This is a genomic window from Billgrantia kenyensis (assembly GCF_013697085.1).
Lineage (GTDB): Bacteria > Pseudomonadota > Gammaproteobacteria > Pseudomonadales > Halomonadaceae > Halomonas > Halomonas kenyensis.
The window spans coordinates 1-13166 of the sequence record NZ_JACEFT010000046.1; the positions used below are offsets into that span (position 1 = coordinate 1).

The 13166-nt window shown below is 56.4% G+C and carries 26 protein-coding genes and 1 pseudogene; 10 read left to right on the forward strand and 17 right to left on the reverse strand.

Going from position 1 to position 13166, the window contains the following annotated elements; translation table 11 throughout:
• Window positions 1-78: 78 nt before the first annotated feature.
• The 8 genes from H1D44_RS19630 to H1D44_RS19665 are packed head-to-tail and all read right to left on the reverse strand — an operon-like array spanning window position 79 to window position 2244.
• Window positions 79-336, reverse strand: a complete 258-nt coding sequence (locus tag H1D44_RS19630; RefSeq protein ID WP_181516964.1) for a pyocin activator PrtN family protein — start codon at window positions 334-336, stop codon at window positions 79-81.
• The gene (locus tag H1D44_RS19635) at window positions 333-620 is read right to left on the reverse strand and encodes a hypothetical protein (RefSeq protein ID WP_181516965.1); all 288 of its coding nucleotides are present in this window, start codon (window positions 618-620) and stop codon (window positions 333-335) included. The genes H1D44_RS19630 and H1D44_RS19635 overlap by 4 nt, the downstream gene beginning before the upstream one ends.
• Entirely contained in the window at window positions 607-825 is a 219-nt protein-coding gene (locus tag H1D44_RS19640) for a TraR/DksA C4-type zinc finger protein (protein WP_181516966.1), read from the reverse strand. Before H1D44_RS19640 ends, H1D44_RS19635 begins: the two co-directional genes overlap by 14 nt.
• Window positions 818-1033 (reverse strand): hypothetical protein, encoded by a 216-nt coding sequence (locus tag H1D44_RS19645; protein ID WP_181516967.1) that lies wholly within the window; start codon window positions 1031-1033, stop codon window positions 818-820. The genes H1D44_RS19640 and H1D44_RS19645 overlap by 8 nt, the downstream gene beginning before the upstream one ends.
• Entirely contained in the window at window positions 1000-1356 is a 357-nt protein-coding gene (locus H1D44_RS19650) for a phage antirepressor KilAC domain-containing protein (RefSeq protein ID WP_181516968.1), read from the reverse strand. The genes H1D44_RS19645 and H1D44_RS19650 overlap by 34 nt, the downstream gene beginning before the upstream one ends.
• A 20-nt stretch (window positions 1357-1376) precedes the next feature.
• On the reverse strand, window positions 1377-1772 hold the full coding sequence (locus H1D44_RS19655) for a hypothetical protein (protein ID WP_181516969.1): 396 nt from the start codon (window positions 1770-1772) through the stop codon (window positions 1377-1379).
• Window positions 1773-1816: 44 nt separating this feature from the next.
• Entirely contained in the window at window positions 1817-2005 is a 189-nt protein-coding gene (locus H1D44_RS19660) for a hypothetical protein (protein ID WP_181516970.1), read from the reverse strand.
• A 32-nt stretch (window positions 2006-2037) separates the two neighbouring features.
• Window positions 2038-2244 carry a hypothetical protein gene (locus H1D44_RS19665; protein ID WP_181516971.1) on the reverse strand — a complete coding sequence of 69 codons (207 nt, stop codon included), beginning with the start codon at window positions 2242-2244 and terminating at the stop codon, window positions 2038-2040.
• A gap of 340 nt (window positions 2245-2584) precedes the next feature.
• On the opposite strand from H1D44_RS19665, the gene H1D44_RS20885 reads away from it, so the two are divergent.
• The 6 genes from H1D44_RS20885 to H1D44_RS21095 are packed head-to-tail and all read left to right on the forward strand — an operon-like array spanning window position 2585 to window position 5425.
• Window positions 2585-2938: a S24 family peptidase gene (locus H1D44_RS20885; RefSeq protein WP_220128185.1), complete on the forward strand. Its 354-nt coding sequence runs from the start codon at window positions 2585-2587 to the stop codon at window positions 2936-2938.
• A complete protein-coding gene (locus H1D44_RS21370; RefSeq protein ID WP_422671978.1) occupies window positions 2931-3035 on the forward strand; it encodes a hypothetical protein in 105 nt (34 codons plus the stop codon). The genes H1D44_RS20885 and H1D44_RS21370 overlap by 8 nt, the downstream gene beginning before the upstream one ends.
• A gap of 45 nt (window positions 3036-3080) precedes the next feature.
• Complete coding sequence (locus H1D44_RS19675; protein ID WP_181516973.1) at window positions 3081-3899, forward strand: hypothetical protein; 819 nt, start codon at window positions 3081-3083, stop codon at window positions 3897-3899.
• 57 nt (window positions 3900-3956) lie between these two features.
• Window positions 3957-4763, forward strand: a complete 807-nt coding sequence (locus H1D44_RS19680) for a DUF4393 domain-containing protein (RefSeq protein ID WP_181516974.1) — start codon at window positions 3957-3959, stop codon at window positions 4761-4763.
• Between the two features lie 7 nt (window positions 4764-4770).
• Window positions 4771-5274 carry an SOS response-associated peptidase gene (locus H1D44_RS19685; RefSeq protein ID WP_238984589.1) on the forward strand — a complete coding sequence of 168 codons (504 nt, stop codon included), beginning with the start codon at window positions 4771-4773 and terminating at the stop codon, window positions 5272-5274.
• Complete coding sequence (locus tag H1D44_RS21095) at window positions 5243-5425, forward strand: SOS response-associated peptidase family protein (protein ID WP_238984590.1); 183 nt, start codon at window positions 5243-5245, stop codon at window positions 5423-5425. The genes H1D44_RS19685 and H1D44_RS21095 overlap by 32 nt, the downstream gene beginning before the upstream one ends.
• Here H1D44_RS21095 and H1D44_RS19690 read toward each other — a convergent pair.
• Together H1D44_RS19690 and H1D44_RS19695 are read right to left on the reverse strand one after the other, a co-directional pair.
• The gene (locus tag H1D44_RS19690; protein ID WP_181516975.1) at window positions 5412-5882 is read right to left on the reverse strand and encodes a hypothetical protein; all 471 of its coding nucleotides are present in this window, start codon (window positions 5880-5882) and stop codon (window positions 5412-5414) included. The two genes, H1D44_RS21095 and H1D44_RS19690, sit on opposite strands and share 14 nt — an antisense overlap.
• Window positions 5882-6574, reverse strand: coding sequence for a DinB/UmuC family translesion DNA polymerase (locus H1D44_RS19695; protein ID WP_238984594.1), 693 nt, complete (start codon window positions 6572-6574; stop codon window positions 5882-5884). The genes H1D44_RS19690 and H1D44_RS19695 overlap by 1 nt, the downstream gene beginning before the upstream one ends.
• Window positions 6575-6789: 215 nt before the next feature.
• Between H1D44_RS19695 and H1D44_RS21100 the strand changes: the two genes are divergently transcribed.
• Both H1D44_RS21100 and H1D44_RS19700 read left to right on the forward strand, forming a co-directional pair.
• Window positions 6790-6954 carry a hypothetical protein gene (locus tag H1D44_RS21100; RefSeq protein ID WP_238984591.1) on the forward strand — a complete coding sequence of 55 codons (165 nt, stop codon included), beginning with the start codon at window positions 6790-6792 and terminating at the stop codon, window positions 6952-6954.
• Window positions 6955-7027: 73 nt separating this feature from the next.
• Complete coding sequence (locus H1D44_RS19700; protein ID WP_181516976.1) at window positions 7028-7192, forward strand: hypothetical protein; 165 nt, start codon at window positions 7028-7030, stop codon at window positions 7190-7192.
• On the opposite strand, the gene H1D44_RS19705 is transcribed toward H1D44_RS19700, so the two are convergent.
• Together H1D44_RS19705 and H1D44_RS21105 are read right to left on the reverse strand one after the other, a co-directional pair.
• Complete coding sequence (locus H1D44_RS19705; protein WP_181516977.1) at window positions 7179-7730, reverse strand: hypothetical protein; 552 nt, start codon at window positions 7728-7730, stop codon at window positions 7179-7181. The two genes, H1D44_RS19700 and H1D44_RS19705, sit on opposite strands and share 14 nt — an antisense overlap.
• A gap of 240 nt (window positions 7731-7970) precedes the next feature.
• Window positions 7971-8183: a LexA family protein gene (locus H1D44_RS21105; protein WP_238984592.1), complete on the reverse strand. Its 213-nt coding sequence runs from the start codon at window positions 8181-8183 to the stop codon at window positions 7971-7973.
• A 387-nt stretch (window positions 8184-8570) separates the two neighbouring features.
• Between H1D44_RS21105 and H1D44_RS19715 the strand changes: the two genes are divergently transcribed.
• Together H1D44_RS19715 and H1D44_RS19720 are read left to right on the forward strand one after the other, a co-directional pair.
• A complete protein-coding gene (locus H1D44_RS19715) occupies window positions 8571-9182 on the forward strand; it encodes a hypothetical protein (RefSeq protein ID WP_181516978.1) in 612 nt (203 codons plus the stop codon).
• Between the two features lie 135 nt (window positions 9183-9317).
• The gene (locus H1D44_RS19720) at window positions 9318-10025 is read left to right on the forward strand and encodes a hypothetical protein (protein ID WP_181516979.1); all 708 of its coding nucleotides are present in this window, start codon (window positions 9318-9320) and stop codon (window positions 10023-10025) included.
• A 132-nt stretch (window positions 10026-10157) separates the two neighbouring features.
• On the opposite strand, the gene H1D44_RS19725 is transcribed toward H1D44_RS19720, so the two are convergent.
• The 5 genes and pseudogenes from H1D44_RS19725 to H1D44_RS19735 form a co-directional block, all read right to left on the reverse strand.
• A complete protein-coding gene (locus tag H1D44_RS19725) occupies window positions 10158-10355 on the reverse strand; it encodes a hypothetical protein (protein ID WP_181516980.1) in 198 nt (65 codons plus the stop codon).
• A gap of 482 nt (window positions 10356-10837) precedes the next feature.
• The gene (locus H1D44_RS21375) at window positions 10838-11413 is read right to left on the reverse strand and encodes a DinB/UmuC family translesion DNA polymerase (protein ID WP_422671980.1); all 576 of its coding nucleotides are present in this window, start codon (window positions 11411-11413) and stop codon (window positions 10838-10840) included.
• Entirely contained in the window at window positions 11397-11801 is a 405-nt protein-coding gene (locus H1D44_RS21380) for a hypothetical protein (RefSeq protein ID WP_422671982.1), read from the reverse strand. Before H1D44_RS21380 ends, H1D44_RS21375 begins: the two co-directional genes overlap by 17 nt.
• Window positions 11684-12172 (reverse strand): annotated as a pseudogene (locus H1D44_RS21385) (Y-family DNA polymerase); the annotation flags it as partial. The pseudogene H1D44_RS21385 and the gene H1D44_RS21380, both read right to left, overlap by 118 nt.
• The gene (locus tag H1D44_RS19735; protein ID WP_181516981.1) at window positions 12121-12561 is read right to left on the reverse strand and encodes a LexA family protein; all 441 of its coding nucleotides are present in this window, start codon (window positions 12559-12561) and stop codon (window positions 12121-12123) included. The pseudogene H1D44_RS21385 and the gene H1D44_RS19735, both read right to left, overlap by 52 nt.
• Window positions 12562-13166: the final 605 nt, after the last annotated feature.

The following is a 13166-nucleotide window of genomic DNA, read 5'->3' on the forward strand; positions in this document are numbered from 1 at the left end:
TTCCGAGGTGCTCAAGAAATCAGTCGCTGGACCGGACACCCTTCAATAGTGTTGCGCTTGGGACTTGAGACCGCCCATTTATTTGTTAACATGTTCCCATAATTTTCTCGCTTCAGCACGCTTCTCATCGATGTACCTCGCGAGATCCACGGCGCTGACCAGCCAGGGCGACTTCTGCGAGTCACCGGCGCGATAGACGGGCACCGGCAGGGCCTGGGCGCCGGCGCGCATGCTGGTGGTGCGGGCGTTGATGCCGAAGTAGCGGGGCGCGACTTCCTCGAGGGGGATCTCGGCGCGGCCATTGAACTCGGCTAGCAGTCCGAAGTAGGTGTTCATGCTTGGCTCCTCTGCGTAGCACGCCAGCGGCCGTAGCGGGCGCGGATGCCCTTGAAGGTGGCCGCGGCGTAGGGGTTGTGATCGAGCTCGGCTCGGCTTTCGATGCGGCAGGCCTGGCAGAGCCAGTCCCGCGCGTCCTGTTCGTTGTGGGTACCGTCGGGCAGCTGGCTGGGCGTGAGGCCGAACTTGTGCCGCTTGCGCCGATCCAGGTAGAGCCGAAACAGCTCGTCCTGGCAGAGCATGGCGGCGGTTCTGGCCAGCCGGCCGCCCTTAACGGGCGGCATGCTTGCCCCTCCTTTCACGCACGCTCTGGCAATTGATACAGGTGGTTGCCCAGGGCGCGGCGAGGCGGCGTTTTTGGGGAATCTCCTCGCCGCACTCTTCGCACCAGGGATCGGTGGCCACGGTGTTCGGCAGTTGGGCTCGGGCCAGTGCGATGGCCAGTGAGGTTTCGATGATCTCGCCGGCGAGATCTGCGGTATCAGCCATGGGTTTGCTCCTGGTGTTTAAGGGTGAATTGCCGGACTCGGTAGCCCTTGGTTTCCTGTTCGTGCCAGAAGGCGGGGTGACGCTCCGGCTCGACGTTGCGGCAGGCGCAGAAGCGGTACTTCGCGCCGTGCGGTGTGTGGTAGAGCGAGCCGACGATTGGCTCGCCGGCGGGCGTCACGACGCCCCAGAGCGAGATGGCAATTGGCATGAGCCTTCTCCTAGTGGGCGCTGGGTGGTACGGGGCGGCTGCCGAGTGGCATGCAGCACCGGCAGGTGGTCGATATCGATGCCGAGCTTTTCGGCGATATGGTCCAGGCCGGCGTCGGTGACTTCGGTACGGCCGTAGTGGGTCCAGCCGGCGACCGGATGCCGATAGGTGCCGGTTTTCACGCGTAGCAAGCGGCCGCCGCGGTAGGCGCCGGCGGGCAGGTTGTCGGGGCCGAGCATGCCGGCCTGGCGCAGCCGGCGGGTGAGGGTATTGCGGCCCAGGTTGAGCAGGGCGGCGGCCGGGTCGAGGGTGTAGGTGCGCATTGCTGATCTCCCTTTTCCTGTCAGCCACGCTCGAACAGCCAGCACTTGACGGTGCCGCCGTTCGGTCGGGTCTTCGAATAAACGGGGTGGTTGGACGCCACGAACTTGCGCGCCTTGCTGCCCTTGAGCTGGCGTTTCAGCTCGCGCATGTCGAAGCGGAAGTGATGGTCGGCGGCGAGCTTCTCGAACTCCTTCAGGTTGATGGCGAGGTAGCCTTGGCCAGCGTTGTGGTCGAGTACGTTCTCCACGCGGGTGCGCTCCAGGTACTCGACGGTTTCCCAGAACTCCTCGACCAGCGGATGATCGGCATTGATGGCCTGCTGCCGCTCGATGGCCATCTCGGCCACCAGGTGGTGCGCCTGGGCGATTGCCTCGGTGGTGAACAGGTCCAGGCCTTTCGGCCCCAGGCAATCCACCAGGGCGGCGATCTGGGCGTGGTTCTGGGCGATGCGCAGCGAGCCTACGCCCGGAGGGGCACATTGAGTTCGAGATCGGCGATGCCCAGGGCTTCCTTCATCACCAGCTGACGCAGCAGCACGGCCTTGTCGATGCCGGTGTAGTCAACCAGCGCATCGATCAGGCGCCGCTCGTATTCGTCGAGGTTGATGGCGCCGTAACGGGAGCACACACGCTTGGGGTCCTGATACATGGGCGATTTCCTGATGCAGCAGGCTGTTAGGTTCAATCGGCGTTGTGGGTGTCGTCTTCGTATTGCTGGATGCCGCGAAGCATCAGCATTCGAGCCGTGGCGGAGAGAGAGCGCATTTCGAGCTGGGCGATTTGTTCCACCTTCTCGCGCTCCGCCTTGGTGAGCTGCGACATCACCGGCTGGTTGCAACCGTTTGGTGCACGAGCCGGCACTGTCCGCATGGTTTCAACGGGGCTCATGGGGTAGGCTTCCTTAAGGTTGTCTAAGACTGTAACGACAGGATGAAACCGATTGGTTTTCTTATTGGGTGGAGAATGAGACTGAATGGTGTCTTTTGGCGAGAGGCTGCGTCAGGAAAGGGACCGGATGGGAATGACTCAGGCCCAGTTCGGTGACCTAGCTGGTGTGACCAAAAAGACGCAGATGCTTTACGAGAGTGATCAGCGCAGCCCAAAGGCCGACTACCTCGCTGCACTCAGTGGTGGCGGTGTTGATGTCCAATATGTACTGACAGGAAACCGGACGGTGACAGAACCGAACGGTGCTCCGGAGGCTCCTCGGGTTGCTAACGGGGCGCATATGGTTGCCTCAAGCCAGCCGGGGTCAGGCCTCGCCGAGGTGAAGCTCTACGATGTGGAAGGCGCTGCCGGCGCCGGCCGTTCGCTGGAAGAGGAGCGGATCGAGGGCATGCTCTACTTCCCCGAGGCGCAGCTTGCCGCCCTGGGCATACAGCCCGGGCAGGTGGCCGGCATCAAGGTGCGTGGAGATTCGATGGAAGGCACCCTGGCCGATGGCGACTGGGTGCTGGTTGACCTGGCCAACCGGGATATTCGGCAGGAAGGGGTGTTTCTGTTGACGGTGAGCGGCGAGCGGCGAGCGGCGCATCAAGCGCCTGCAGCGCCTCGCCGGCGGCGCGCTGTACCTGATCAGTGATAACGAGCACTACCAGCCCGAGATGATCACTCCGCAGCAGATGGGGGAGGTGGAGATCCTGGGGCGGTGTGAGATAAGGATTGGGCGAGTATCTTAACATATTTGGCATTAATCATTAGTTGGCTTTTCTTGCGAGTTAAATATGGATATATTTTTTCCTTCACTTACCACTGCAGGGCTAATAACTGTCGTGCTGTGGTTGTCAAAAAATTTAATTGTCAACAGACTAAAATGCAGTGTTGAGTACGAGTTTTCCACTAGATTGGAAGAGCTGCGTCAGGAGTTGAAAAATTCTGAAGAAAAATTGAAGCATGAGCTAAACTTGAAGGAGTCTGAGTTAAGAGATCTTCGCAATGGAGTGCTCGGCTCTGTTGCAGCCCGTCAAGCGGAGTATGATAAAAGAAGGCTCGCAGCTATTGATCAAATATGGTCTGCATTTATTGCTCTCGCCCCTGCAAGGAATGTATCCTCTGTTGTATCTAAATTAAATATTGATGCTATTAATAAGGTCGTTGCGGATCGAGAGAAGCTAAACAAATTTATCTCCGGCTTTGCTGGTGATGTTTCGTTTAAGAGTGTTCTTTCTGATGAGGCTCATAAATCAAGGCCGTTTTTATCACCTATGGCTTGGGCTTTGTTTCGTGCATATCAATCTATAGTTTTGCAAGATGTTATCCGCTTGGAATGCTTGAAAAAAGGTTTGGGCCCTAAGGCCTTTGTTGATAATGCTAAGATTGACCAACTATTGAAAATTGCATTGCCAGACGATTGCGGTTCGAGAAGTGGTAATAGAGAAAATATGCTTGAAGAGTTGGAGACTCGCCTCTTAGATGAGCTCCATAAAATAGCCACAGGTTCAGAAGAGGATGAGTTGGCAGCAAACAGAGCAGCCAAGATAATTAGTCTTTCTAATGAGTTGAGGCAATCATCGAGCAAAGCAAGCTCAGTGGCTAGTGTTTAGAGATTCAGGTTGAATGAGTAATTTACATTACATACCGAATCGTCCGAGGATGATACAATGACAGACAAAAGACCAATGGAGCATGTGGCTGAAATTATAGTGGATAAAATTAAAGATAGTGAAGATGTTAAAGAGTCTGCTGATAATTTGGGCAAGGCGCTTTTGGTTACAACCACGGCTATAAAAAATGCGCTTCTTCCTCTTGCAGCGCTTAACTATGGAATTGAAAAAGCAAGACAATATTTTGAGACAAAATTCTCAGGCGAGCTTTCAGAGAAGGTAAAGGAAATTCCACCTGAAGATATTGTTGATCCAAAGCCTTATATAGCAGCCCCGGCTCTTCAAGGTCTTGCTTTTACACATGAAGAAGAAAGTCTGAAAGAGTTGTTTTTAAATTTAATCGCTGCGTCAATGGATAGGAAAAAATCGGCGCTGGCTCATCCTGCATTTGTTGAAATAATAAAGCAGCTAGATCCATTGGAGGCGAGACTGCTGCAAAAGATTATATCATATAACGGCTTGATCCCGGTGGTTGAACTTCATTATGAAAAACCTGATAAGCGGGAGAGGTTGACTGCATACAGACACCTGTTAAATGTTGATTATTATGAGGGTGGAGAAAAGCAGTCGGCCGCTAACGTTCCTGCGATGGTTGATAATTGGGTGCGGTTAGGGTTGGTTGTGGTAGATTATTCTGTTTCTATACCCGCTGATTCAGCTTACGGTTGGGTTGAAGAGAGGGAGGAATTTTTGTCAGTGTCGCAACAGAATTCAGAAGGGCATAAAGTTGTTATAAGTAGAGGTGTTCTCTATCGTACTGATTTTGGAGAAAATTTCTCAGCTGCTGTTGGAGTAACACGATAAAATAATAATGAGCGGTCGCTTCGCTTCATTCATCGCCTACCCTGAGCTCGCCCGCCGGTTGGATGCTGTGGTGGCCGAGGAAGGGCCACCACCTTGCTATAACATCCCGCCGGGTATCTGGATCAGCGGGTATCGGCAGGTGGCCCATGATGCCCCACCAGAGCAGCTCGATTTCTGGTGGGGCTACCGTCCGAAGTGGGCGAAGGGCAAGGCCGCACAGCCAATCAATGCCCGAGTCGAGACGGTGGCCACCAGCGGCTACTTCAAGCATGCCTTCGCGCGACAGCGCTGCCTGATCCCTGCCGACGGCTGGTTCGAGTGGTTGGCCACCCAGACCGGTAAGCAACCGCACTACTTGACCAGGACTGACCGCGAGCCGATCGCCTTTGCCGACATCTACGCTGAGCGGGAGGATGGCAGCCTAGGCTGTGCGATTCTCACCGAGCCCGCCCGCGGTACTGCCGCCGAGGTGCACGACCATGCCGCTGATTCTCGACGACGCCAGCCTTGAGCCATGGCTCGATCCCGACCTGACGGATCGGGAGGCAATCCGCAATGTGGTGCGTCACCTGGATGCGTCGCTGTTCGAGCACTGGCCGGTCAGCCGGGCTGTGAACCGGCCTGGCAACGATGAGGATGCGGAGCTGATCAACCCCTTTTAAGTGAATGAGTAAGCCTTTCCATTACCTCGTCTGCTGCACTTTTTATTTCTTCTGAACGCTCAGTAAAATCAGGGCTTACTCTTCCGATGGCTAAATCATTTTTTAGACTGTCAATAAGAAATGACATTCTTTCGCAAAGCCTCTCGAATTCATGAAGATCAACAAAAGACTTCTTAGATGGGAATGTTTCTAGCGACACGGTCTTTAGTGCTAAAAGGTGGCGATTTAGATCATGGTTCGACACTCCTTCGCCGTGAAGGTAAGCATAGTCTTCATTTATTGTTTCGTCCAAATAAAGTAATTCTCTGTGAGCGAGACGTGCCAACTCTAGAATAGCCAGTCGGTACTCTTTTTTCTCTTTGTTGCGCCACTTAATATCTAATCTTGAAATCCAGATGGCAGCCCCGATTGCCCCTATGCTGCCTATGGCCTGAACCCATGCTGCTGCTGTGCTCATCAGTTGTCACCTACTCTGCATATTTCATCCCAGCGAGTAGTGAATCTATTCGTACGATGGGCACAGCGCAAATGCCAGGCTGCCGCAGGGCTCGGCATACCGAGCTTTACAGTATCACGCCCCATGCGTTGATTGAAGACGTCCATGGCTGACATCAGCTTCGCACTGCGCTGCCGCTCGGCGTCGCTTTGGGGCGTATCGAGCAGCGAGAGTTGCTGCCGATCGGCGTCGATCAGGTCGAGCAGCATCACGCCGCCTTTCTGGTACAGGTAGCCTTTGCGGTAGATCCGCTCCAGGGCTTGGCCGGCGGTGTGCAGTATCTCGCGGCTGTCGGCCGTGGGGCGGGGCAGTTCGAGCACCAGGCTCGGTGAGTACTGGTGCAAATCCTCGCGGAACGGATTGGTCTTCAGGAACACCAGCACGGCCTTGGCCAAGCCATTCTGCCGGCGCAGTTTCTCGGCGCCGCGCTGGCCGTGCTGCCGGATCGCCTCGCGGATCTCGTTGATGTCGTCGGTGAGCTTGCCGAAGCTGCGGCTGGTCATGATGCGCTTCCGGGCTTCATCGAAGTCGTTCATTTCAATGCAGGGCACGCCGCGCAGCTCCAGCGCGGTGCGCTCCAGAGTGACTGAGAAGCGACGGCGTATCTCCTTCGGATTGGCCTGGGCGAGGTCCCAGGCGCTCTTGATGCCCATCACGGCCAGGCGGTCGACGAGACGGCGGCCGACGAGACGGCGGCCGACGCCCCCAAACGTCTCCCAGCTCGATCTTCTTCAGTAGCACCTGGGTTTCCCAGCTGTCGGACTGAAGAATGCAGACGCCCTGGTAGGCGGCGATTTTCTTTTCCGCGCGGTTCGCCAGCTTGGCGAGGGTGCGCGTGGGCGCGACACCCACGCAGACCGGAATGCCTGTGAATTGGCGTACCTTGTTTGTGGTGGAGCTGCCGGGCGTGCTCGAGCAACTGCTCATGGGCGAAGCCGTCGAATCTCACGAATATCTCGTCTATGGAATAGGGCTCGACGGCGGGGGCGAACCCTCACACGACCCTGAATCTGTTCCGATGAAAGAGCACTGATAAAAACCGGACAATCTGAATTGATAAAAAGGGGGTGGGGGTGCGGCACTTTTCTTGGACTTTTCATGCAGCGATGCCAGCCTCGAGCCATGGCTTTGGCCCCGACCTGACGGATCGGGACACGATCCGCCAAGTGGTGCGCTATCTGGATGCCTCCCTGATCGACCACTGGCCGGTGAGCCGGGCTGTGAATCGGCCCGGCAATGAGGAGAATGCCGGTTTGATCAATCCGGCTTGAGGTCCCGGCCTGAAGTGCTGAATTCCGTGAACAGAAACTGGTTCATCGACGTGCTCCAACCACACAGCAAGAACTCTGATGGCACTTTTACTCGATACTTCGCTGCCCTTTTCTTGAAGTGCTCAAAGGCTGTGTGTATGTCGTCGTCTGTCTTGTGCTGGAAAACCATGATTTTATACGCTGCATCAGATTGCAGGAGCTTGGCGAAATCTCGCATCAGCCCGCGTTCGGTGCGGTCTGACATTTCGATCTCCATTGCGAGAACGATTTCCTCAAGGTGGCCCTCGTCATCAAACTTTCGCCATACGAAGTCATACAACCATTCGCCGGCCCCTGTTTTGTAGGAGGGCAGAGAGCGATATCCCAACTTTTCCCCTTCATCACGAAAGCGGGCCTTGATGTCAGAATTTTTCTGCGGGCTAAGCCATTTTTGCTTCTTCCATAGGCTCTCATCGCCGGCTTTGAGCGCTTTTGCCCGCTTGATCGCCAGTGCATTCTCTTGGATTTCTAGTAACCACTCCTTGAAGCGATCCCTCATCGTTAATCCCCTTGGTTCCTCTGCGTATTGTGCTGGCAGTTTGCCCACCTTGTGATGCGCTGCTGCATGTGCTTAATGCCTGGTCTATAGATGGTTCCAGGCTAGGCATGCTTGATCTACGGTATCACGCCACTTAAGTAAAATGAGTGCGGCTATGGTCGTGACCAACTTTCCGGCACAACTGCGACTATCCATCAAACTGGGAATTTCATGAATGACCGAACGCACCACGCCCGACACCTAGCACTCGAGGTCGACGAATGGCACCGGCGCGTAGCGTGGGTTCCCTGAGCAGGGCATACGACCCCGTAGCACATGCCGCTTCACGGTGATCTCACCATCGACCATGGCCACGATGATGTGTCCAGGGCGAGGGTCGAGCGATCGATCGACAATCAGCAGGTCGCCATCCCGGATGCCAAGGCGCTCCATGCTGTCGCCGGTGACGCCCATGAAAAAACGTTGCCGAGGGGCGCTTCACGAAGCGCTCGTTGAGATCCTGCGTTCGGCCTTCGTAGCCCTGGGCGGGTGAGGGGAAGTCAGAGATCCCTGTACGGCCCAAGGCCGGCGGGTAGGGCTGCGCCATGGAGGGCGGGGCCGGAGGGATAGCAAGGATCGTGTCGTGTGCCAACCCGTTGTCAGCAGGCTCCGTTCTGGGCACGCCCCAAGGACTCGACGGCTGATGATCCATACCGCCAGCATCCGATCCACTGTCGGCCGGAAATAGACCGGCCACCGGGGCGAGTTGATCATCATGGATAGAGTATCGTGTATGCTTATAGCACAGCATGGTCGACCAAGTCGGCCGGTTTTTTATAATTAGCGATCGGATTGATTGAAATGGATTACCTCTTGGGAATTGTTGCGAAATTTTTTAATCGACATGATAAGCTAACACTGCTGAGTGATGAGCTGGCTAACTACCTGAGTGATCCTGAAAATATAGCAGCACAGCTTCGACTGGAGTCCGCATTCTACCAGGCTTTTAGAAAACCTGCTTCAGCGAAATTGGTTGGTCGTCTTGCATCATTGAACTGCGGACCTATGGAGGCGCTTACAACTTATGGTCGGGTTTCTCAAGTGGTTGCGTGCGATTTTTCCAATCACAGTCTCAAAGTGGGCAAGTGGTTCGATATTGATTTATGGCTACGAGTGGTCCTGACTCTAGGGTTTGGGATTACGCTAATAATGGTTGGTTTGATCGGCGTCTCTTTTGGTTTTTTCTCACTGTACTCGGCTGTTGGTGATGTTTATTTAAATGGATTTGAGGCAGTTTTTTCTCAAGGGGTGCAGGGTTATGCCTGGCTTTTCATTATGGTCGGTTTTGGCGGAATCTTAAGTTTGTTCGGTGTGTTTTTGGTTTACACGGGTTGGGATCTGATCTCGAGTCTTGAAAGCGAAGGCAAAGCTCTGAAGTTGATCGAGCAGCTCGCTGAGAGCGAGAAACTTTAGAGTGGAAGACGGCGACTTATGCTGCGCCGTTGTTACCTCGCTCCGCCCGCGCTCTTGCCGTAACTATTTTTGCAGACGTGCGCCCCGCGCTCGCCTTTCAGGTATAAACAGAAAATTATAAAACAGGATGACTGTATGAAAAATCTCTCACTTCTATCCGCGGCTGGCGAGTACACTCATCTCAAGCCTTTGCTGGAAGCTTGGCTCTCGACGGTAGATCACTACTGTACCCTGCACAGGAAGTTTGAGTTGCAGGAAAATTGTTGGTGGCACAATGAACGAGCTTCTATCAGCATTTTGGCCGGAGCTGCCTGGCGAGTGCCGGATAAGAGGGGGCAATGGGCAGCAATAGAGGAGTTTGCAACGCACAAGCGCGGACTGGTGGAACAGGGGCACGTCGAGGGTGATACTCGATACGGGCGCTGCGATCTGTACATCACCAATTCTAAAGTGTCCTACGCGATCGAAGCCAAGCAGGCCTGGCAGTCCATCGGCGATCGCAGTTCCGGGCTCGTGAACGTACGAGCTGGCTTGGAGACAGCGTGGAAGGATGCTGGCACTTTGCACAGCAATGAAGCCGATCAACGAATGGCTGTGACTTTCATCGTACCCTTTATTCCAGTCAGCGAGGTTCGGAAAGAGGGTAAAGTTGACCCCGACGGCGTTCGGGACAAGGTAGAGGCTTGGCTGAAGAATATGGAACCGTTCGAAAGGGTCAAGGGTAAATCAACAGCTTACGCTTACTATTTTCCCTACCAGTGCGGAGACTACCTCAACGAAGTCGTCGGGCGTCTCTTCCCAGGGTTGGTGATGGTGCTTGAACGTCGGCTACGTGGAAAGTAATGAGCTTCGGTGGTGCTTTTGGGCACTAGAGGGCTGTAACCCGCGTTATGCCTAGGGTGAGGCCCGATCCATCATCGGCGCGACACATAGAGTGTAACGTCCTGTTCAGCGCAGGCGAAGCCCGGCAGAGCGCTACTTCCTCTTCCTCATGAACGGGAGCACCTTGGCCATGGCGTCCGCGAGTACCTGGTCGAGAGGTTTGTGCTCCAGACTCACTGCGGCGCGTGCGGCGGTATAGGTCCCCTTGTACTCCCGGGCGATTTTGCTATCGGTCATGCTGTCGGGTAGCTGTTCCTTTTTCCGGATTACGTCGATGACGGCCTTGTCCATGGTTTGCTCCTTTGAAGCCTCTTGTCGTCGAGCGTAGTGCAGAATGGCGATGGCCTCACACCGGGGTGGCGATGAGTGAGGCCCCAACCCAGGCTGACGCTCTTGTAGGAAATGGCTTACAAACACGGGAAAAAATTCTTACGCTGTTCCTTATCCTGAGTTAAACCGCTATTGGCGCCGAGCGACTACGCTGTGGTTAACGGGCTAGGGAAGGCCCTACATGGAAGGCCGAGCGATGGAATGCTCACATCCCAAGGATGCTTGGGCAGGAAGCCTGAGGTTTGGTTTGGATAGGGAAGCATCGATGTAAAGCCCGGCCCTCGCGGCCGGGTTTTTTTTGTCCAGACCTGCTGGGAAATGGCCTCCTCGATGTTGCCGGGACCGAACTCCCATGCGAGAGACGCCATGACCATGCGTTCTCTACGGGTTCGCCACAATACCGCGCCTCATCGCACCTGCCCTGGCCATTGGCCGGGGCCCTTTTATGTCGCAAGGGCGGCAGGCAGCTCGTCCCACCTCGTCGAATAACGCTGGGTGAGGTGGGCGCAGCGCAGGTGCCAGGCCGCGCCGGGGCTGGGCGTGCCGAGCCTCACGGTGCCGCGGCCCATCCTGCCGTTCAGCTTGTCCATTACGTCCATCAGCCTCTGGCTGCGCTGTCGCTCGGCGTCGTTTAGCGGCGGTTCCAGCAGCGAGAGCTGCTGCCGGTCGGCGTCGATCAGATCGATCAGCATCACGCCGCCTTTCTGGTACAGGTAGCCCTGGCGGTAGATCTGCTGCAGGGCGTGGCCGGCGGCGTGCAGGATCTCGCGGCTGTCGGCGGTGGGGCGGGCCAGTTCGAGCACCAGGCTCGGTGAGCATTGAGGCAGGTCCTGCCGGTGAGGATTGGTCTTGAGAAATACCAGTACCGCCTTGGCCAGGCCGTTCTGGCGGCGCAGCTTCTCGGCGCTACGCTGCCCGTACTGCCGAATCGCCTCGCGGATCTCGTCCAGATCGTCGGTGAGCTTGCCGAACGAGCGGCTGGTCATGATGCGCTGGCGGGCTTCATCGAGGTCGACCATTTCGATGCAAGGCACGCCGCGCAGCTCCTGGGCGGTGCGCTCGAGGGTGACCGAGAAGCGGCACCGAATCTCCTTGGGGTTGGCCTGGGCGAGGTCCCAGGCGCTTTTGATCCCCAGCATGGCCAGGCGTTCGACGAGCCGGCGTCCCACGCCCCAGACATCGCCCAGCTCGGTCTTCTGCAGCAGGCCGCGGGTTTCCAGGCCGTCGCCCTGCAGTACGCAGACGCCCTGGTAGGCCGGAATTTTCTTGGCCGCTCGGTTCGCCAGCTTGGCCAGGGTGCGCGTGGGTGCCACGCCCACGCAGACCGGTATGCCGGTGAACTGGCGCACCTTCCGGTGGAGTTGCCGGGCATGCTCGACCAGTGGCTCGTGGGCGAAGCCGTCGAATCTCATGAACATCTCGTCGATGGAGTAGGGCTCGACGGCGGGGGCGAACTCTTCGAGCACGGACTGCACCCGCCGGCTCATGTCACCGTAGAGCTCGTAGTTGGAGGAGAGCAGGTGGATTTGCTCGCTGCGCACCAGGGGCAGCAGCTTGAACGCCGGTGTTCCCATGGTGATGCCGAGAGCCTTCAGCTCGTTGGAGAGTGCAATGACGCAGCCGTCGTTGTTCGACATCACGCCTACCGGGAGGCCGTGAAGCCGCGGCTGGAAGACCCGCTCGCAGCTGACATAGAAGCTGTTGCAATCGATCAGGCCGATCATGCTCATACCGAGTACTCGTGGATGACCGCGCGCACCACGCCCCAGACCTGGCATTCGAGGTCGACGAGCGGGACCGGCGCATAGCGTGGGTTGCCCGAGCAGAGACACGGCACCTTGCCACGCAGCTCGTATCGTTTGACGGTGATCTCACCATCGACCATGGCGACGATGATATGGCCCGGTTTCGGGTCTATGGAGCGATCGACGACGAGGGTGTCTCCCTCGTGGATGCCCAGCTTGACCATGCTGTCGCCTGTCACCGAGAGGAAGAATGTGGCGGAAGGACGCTTCACGAAGCGCTCATTGAGATCGAGTGTGCGGCCTTCGTAGTCCTGTGCTGGGCTGGGAAACCCGGAGATCCCCGCGCGACCCAGAGCAAGAGGGTAGGGAAGCGCGAGCGATGGAGGTTCGGGGTGGGCCGGAGTAGGCTTTGCCAGTGTCATGGTGAGTCCCTTTATGATTCTGTGTTTTTATACAGTATTCTCCATGTTGTCGCTTGCAGGCAACAGGTAGGTGCTAATGTAAATTAGCTTGATCGACTTCGAGCTTGGATAGCCCAAGGAAAGTGGGCGAGTGACAAGATCAGGTCGATCAAGCCGGCATGCGCCCTCATGCTTACGCAATGCGTCGGAGCTCTCCTACAGCTTGAGGTATCCCAGGTTAATGGTTCTGTCGGTTCCGAGCTGCCACACTAGGCAGGTGGGCAAGGAAGGCTCCACAGGGAAGAGCGAGTCATGGAAGGCTCAGTGCCAGGGAGGCCCGGGCAGGATGCCTGGGGAAGTGGTAAGGAAGCGAAGATACAGCCCGGCCTGGCGGCCGGGCTTTCTTGTCTATGGTTTGTGACAATATTAAGTATGAGTAAGCCGTAAGGGGCTGATAATTCGGCTGGCTTGTCCTGGCTAGCCTTGCAGGCACTGCAAAAATCTCATACTTCATTGCTTATCACAGGTTAAGGTTCTGTCGGTGCTGAATGAAGTGGTCCAATTGGAGCGGACACCCCGATAAGCCTCATAATGGAGGCAATGGAGGTGTTCATGACCAAGAAGAC

Bases quoted from the DNA above. Each gene is read 5' to 3' on its own strand.
- H1D44_RS19630 (WP_181516964.1), bottom strand. From the start codon at position 336: ATGAACACCTACTTCGGACTGCTAGCCGAGTTCAATGGCCGCGCCGAG.
- H1D44_RS19635 (WP_181516965.1), bottom strand. From the start codon at position 620: ATGCCGCCCGTTAAGGGCGGCCGGCTGGCCAGAACCGCCGCCATGCTC.
- H1D44_RS19640 (WP_181516966.1), bottom strand. From the start codon at position 825: ATGGCTGATACCGCAGATCTCGCCGGCGAGATCATCGAAACCTCACTG.
- H1D44_RS19645 (WP_181516967.1), bottom strand. From the start codon at position 1,033: ATGCCAATTGCCATCTCGCTCTGGGGCGTCGTGACGCCCGCCGGCGAG.
- H1D44_RS19650 (WP_181516968.1), bottom strand. From the start codon at position 1,356: ATGCGCACCTACACCCTCGACCCGGCCGCCGCCCTGCTCAACCTGGGC.
- H1D44_RS19660 (WP_181516970.1), bottom strand. From the start codon at position 2,005: ATGTATCAGGACCCCAAGCGTGTGTGCTCCCGTTACGGCGCCATCAAC.
- H1D44_RS19665 (WP_181516971.1), bottom strand. From the start codon at position 2,244: ATGAGCCCCGTTGAAACCATGCGGACAGTGCCGGCTCGTGCACCAAAC.
- H1D44_RS20885 (WP_220128185.1), top strand. From the start codon at position 2,585: ATGGTTGCCTCAAGCCAGCCGGGGTCAGGCCTCGCCGAGGTGAAGCTC.
- H1D44_RS19675 (WP_181516973.1), top strand. From the start codon at position 3,081: ATGGATATATTTTTTCCTTCACTTACCACTGCAGGGCTAATAACTGTC.
- H1D44_RS19680 (WP_181516974.1), top strand. From the start codon at position 3,957: ATGACAGACAAAAGACCAATGGAGCATGTGGCTGAAATTATAGTGGAT.
- H1D44_RS19685 (WP_238984589.1), top strand. From the start codon at position 4,771: ATGAGCGGTCGCTTCGCTTCATTCATCGCCTACCCTGAGCTCGCCCGC.
- H1D44_RS21095 (WP_238984590.1), top strand. From the start codon at position 5,243: ATGCCGCTGATTCTCGACGACGCCAGCCTTGAGCCATGGCTCGATCCC.
- H1D44_RS19690 (WP_181516975.1), bottom strand. From the start codon at position 5,882: ATGAGCACAGCAGCAGCATGGGTTCAGGCCATAGGCAGCATAGGGGCA.
- H1D44_RS19695 (WP_238984594.1), bottom strand. From the start codon at position 6,574: ATGGGCATCAAGAGCGCCTGGGACCTCGCCCAGGCCAATCCGAAGGAG.
- H1D44_RS19700 (WP_181516976.1), top strand. From the start codon at position 7,028: ATGCCAGCCTCGAGCCATGGCTTTGGCCCCGACCTGACGGATCGGGAC.
- H1D44_RS19705 (WP_181516977.1), bottom strand. From the start codon at position 7,730: ATGAGGGATCGCTTCAAGGAGTGGTTACTAGAAATCCAAGAGAATGCA.
- H1D44_RS21105 (WP_238984592.1), bottom strand. From the start codon at position 8,183: ATGGGCGTCACCGGCGACAGCATGGAGCGCCTTGGCATCCGGGATGGC.
- H1D44_RS19715 (WP_181516978.1), top strand. From the start codon at position 8,571: ATGGATTACCTCTTGGGAATTGTTGCGAAATTTTTTAATCGACATGAT.
- H1D44_RS19720 (WP_181516979.1), top strand. From the start codon at position 9,318: ATGAAAAATCTCTCACTTCTATCCGCGGCTGGCGAGTACACTCATCTC.
- H1D44_RS19725 (WP_181516980.1), bottom strand. From the start codon at position 10,355: ATGGACAAGGCCGTCATCGACGTAATCCGGAAAAAGGAACAGCTACCC.
- H1D44_RS21375 (WP_422671980.1), bottom strand. From the start codon at position 11,413: ATGGTCGACCTCGATGAAGCCCGCCAGCGCATCATGACCAGCCGCTCG.
- H1D44_RS19735 (WP_181516981.1), bottom strand. From the start codon at position 12,561: ATGACACTGGCAAAGCCTACTCCGGCCCACCCCGAACCTCCATCGCTC.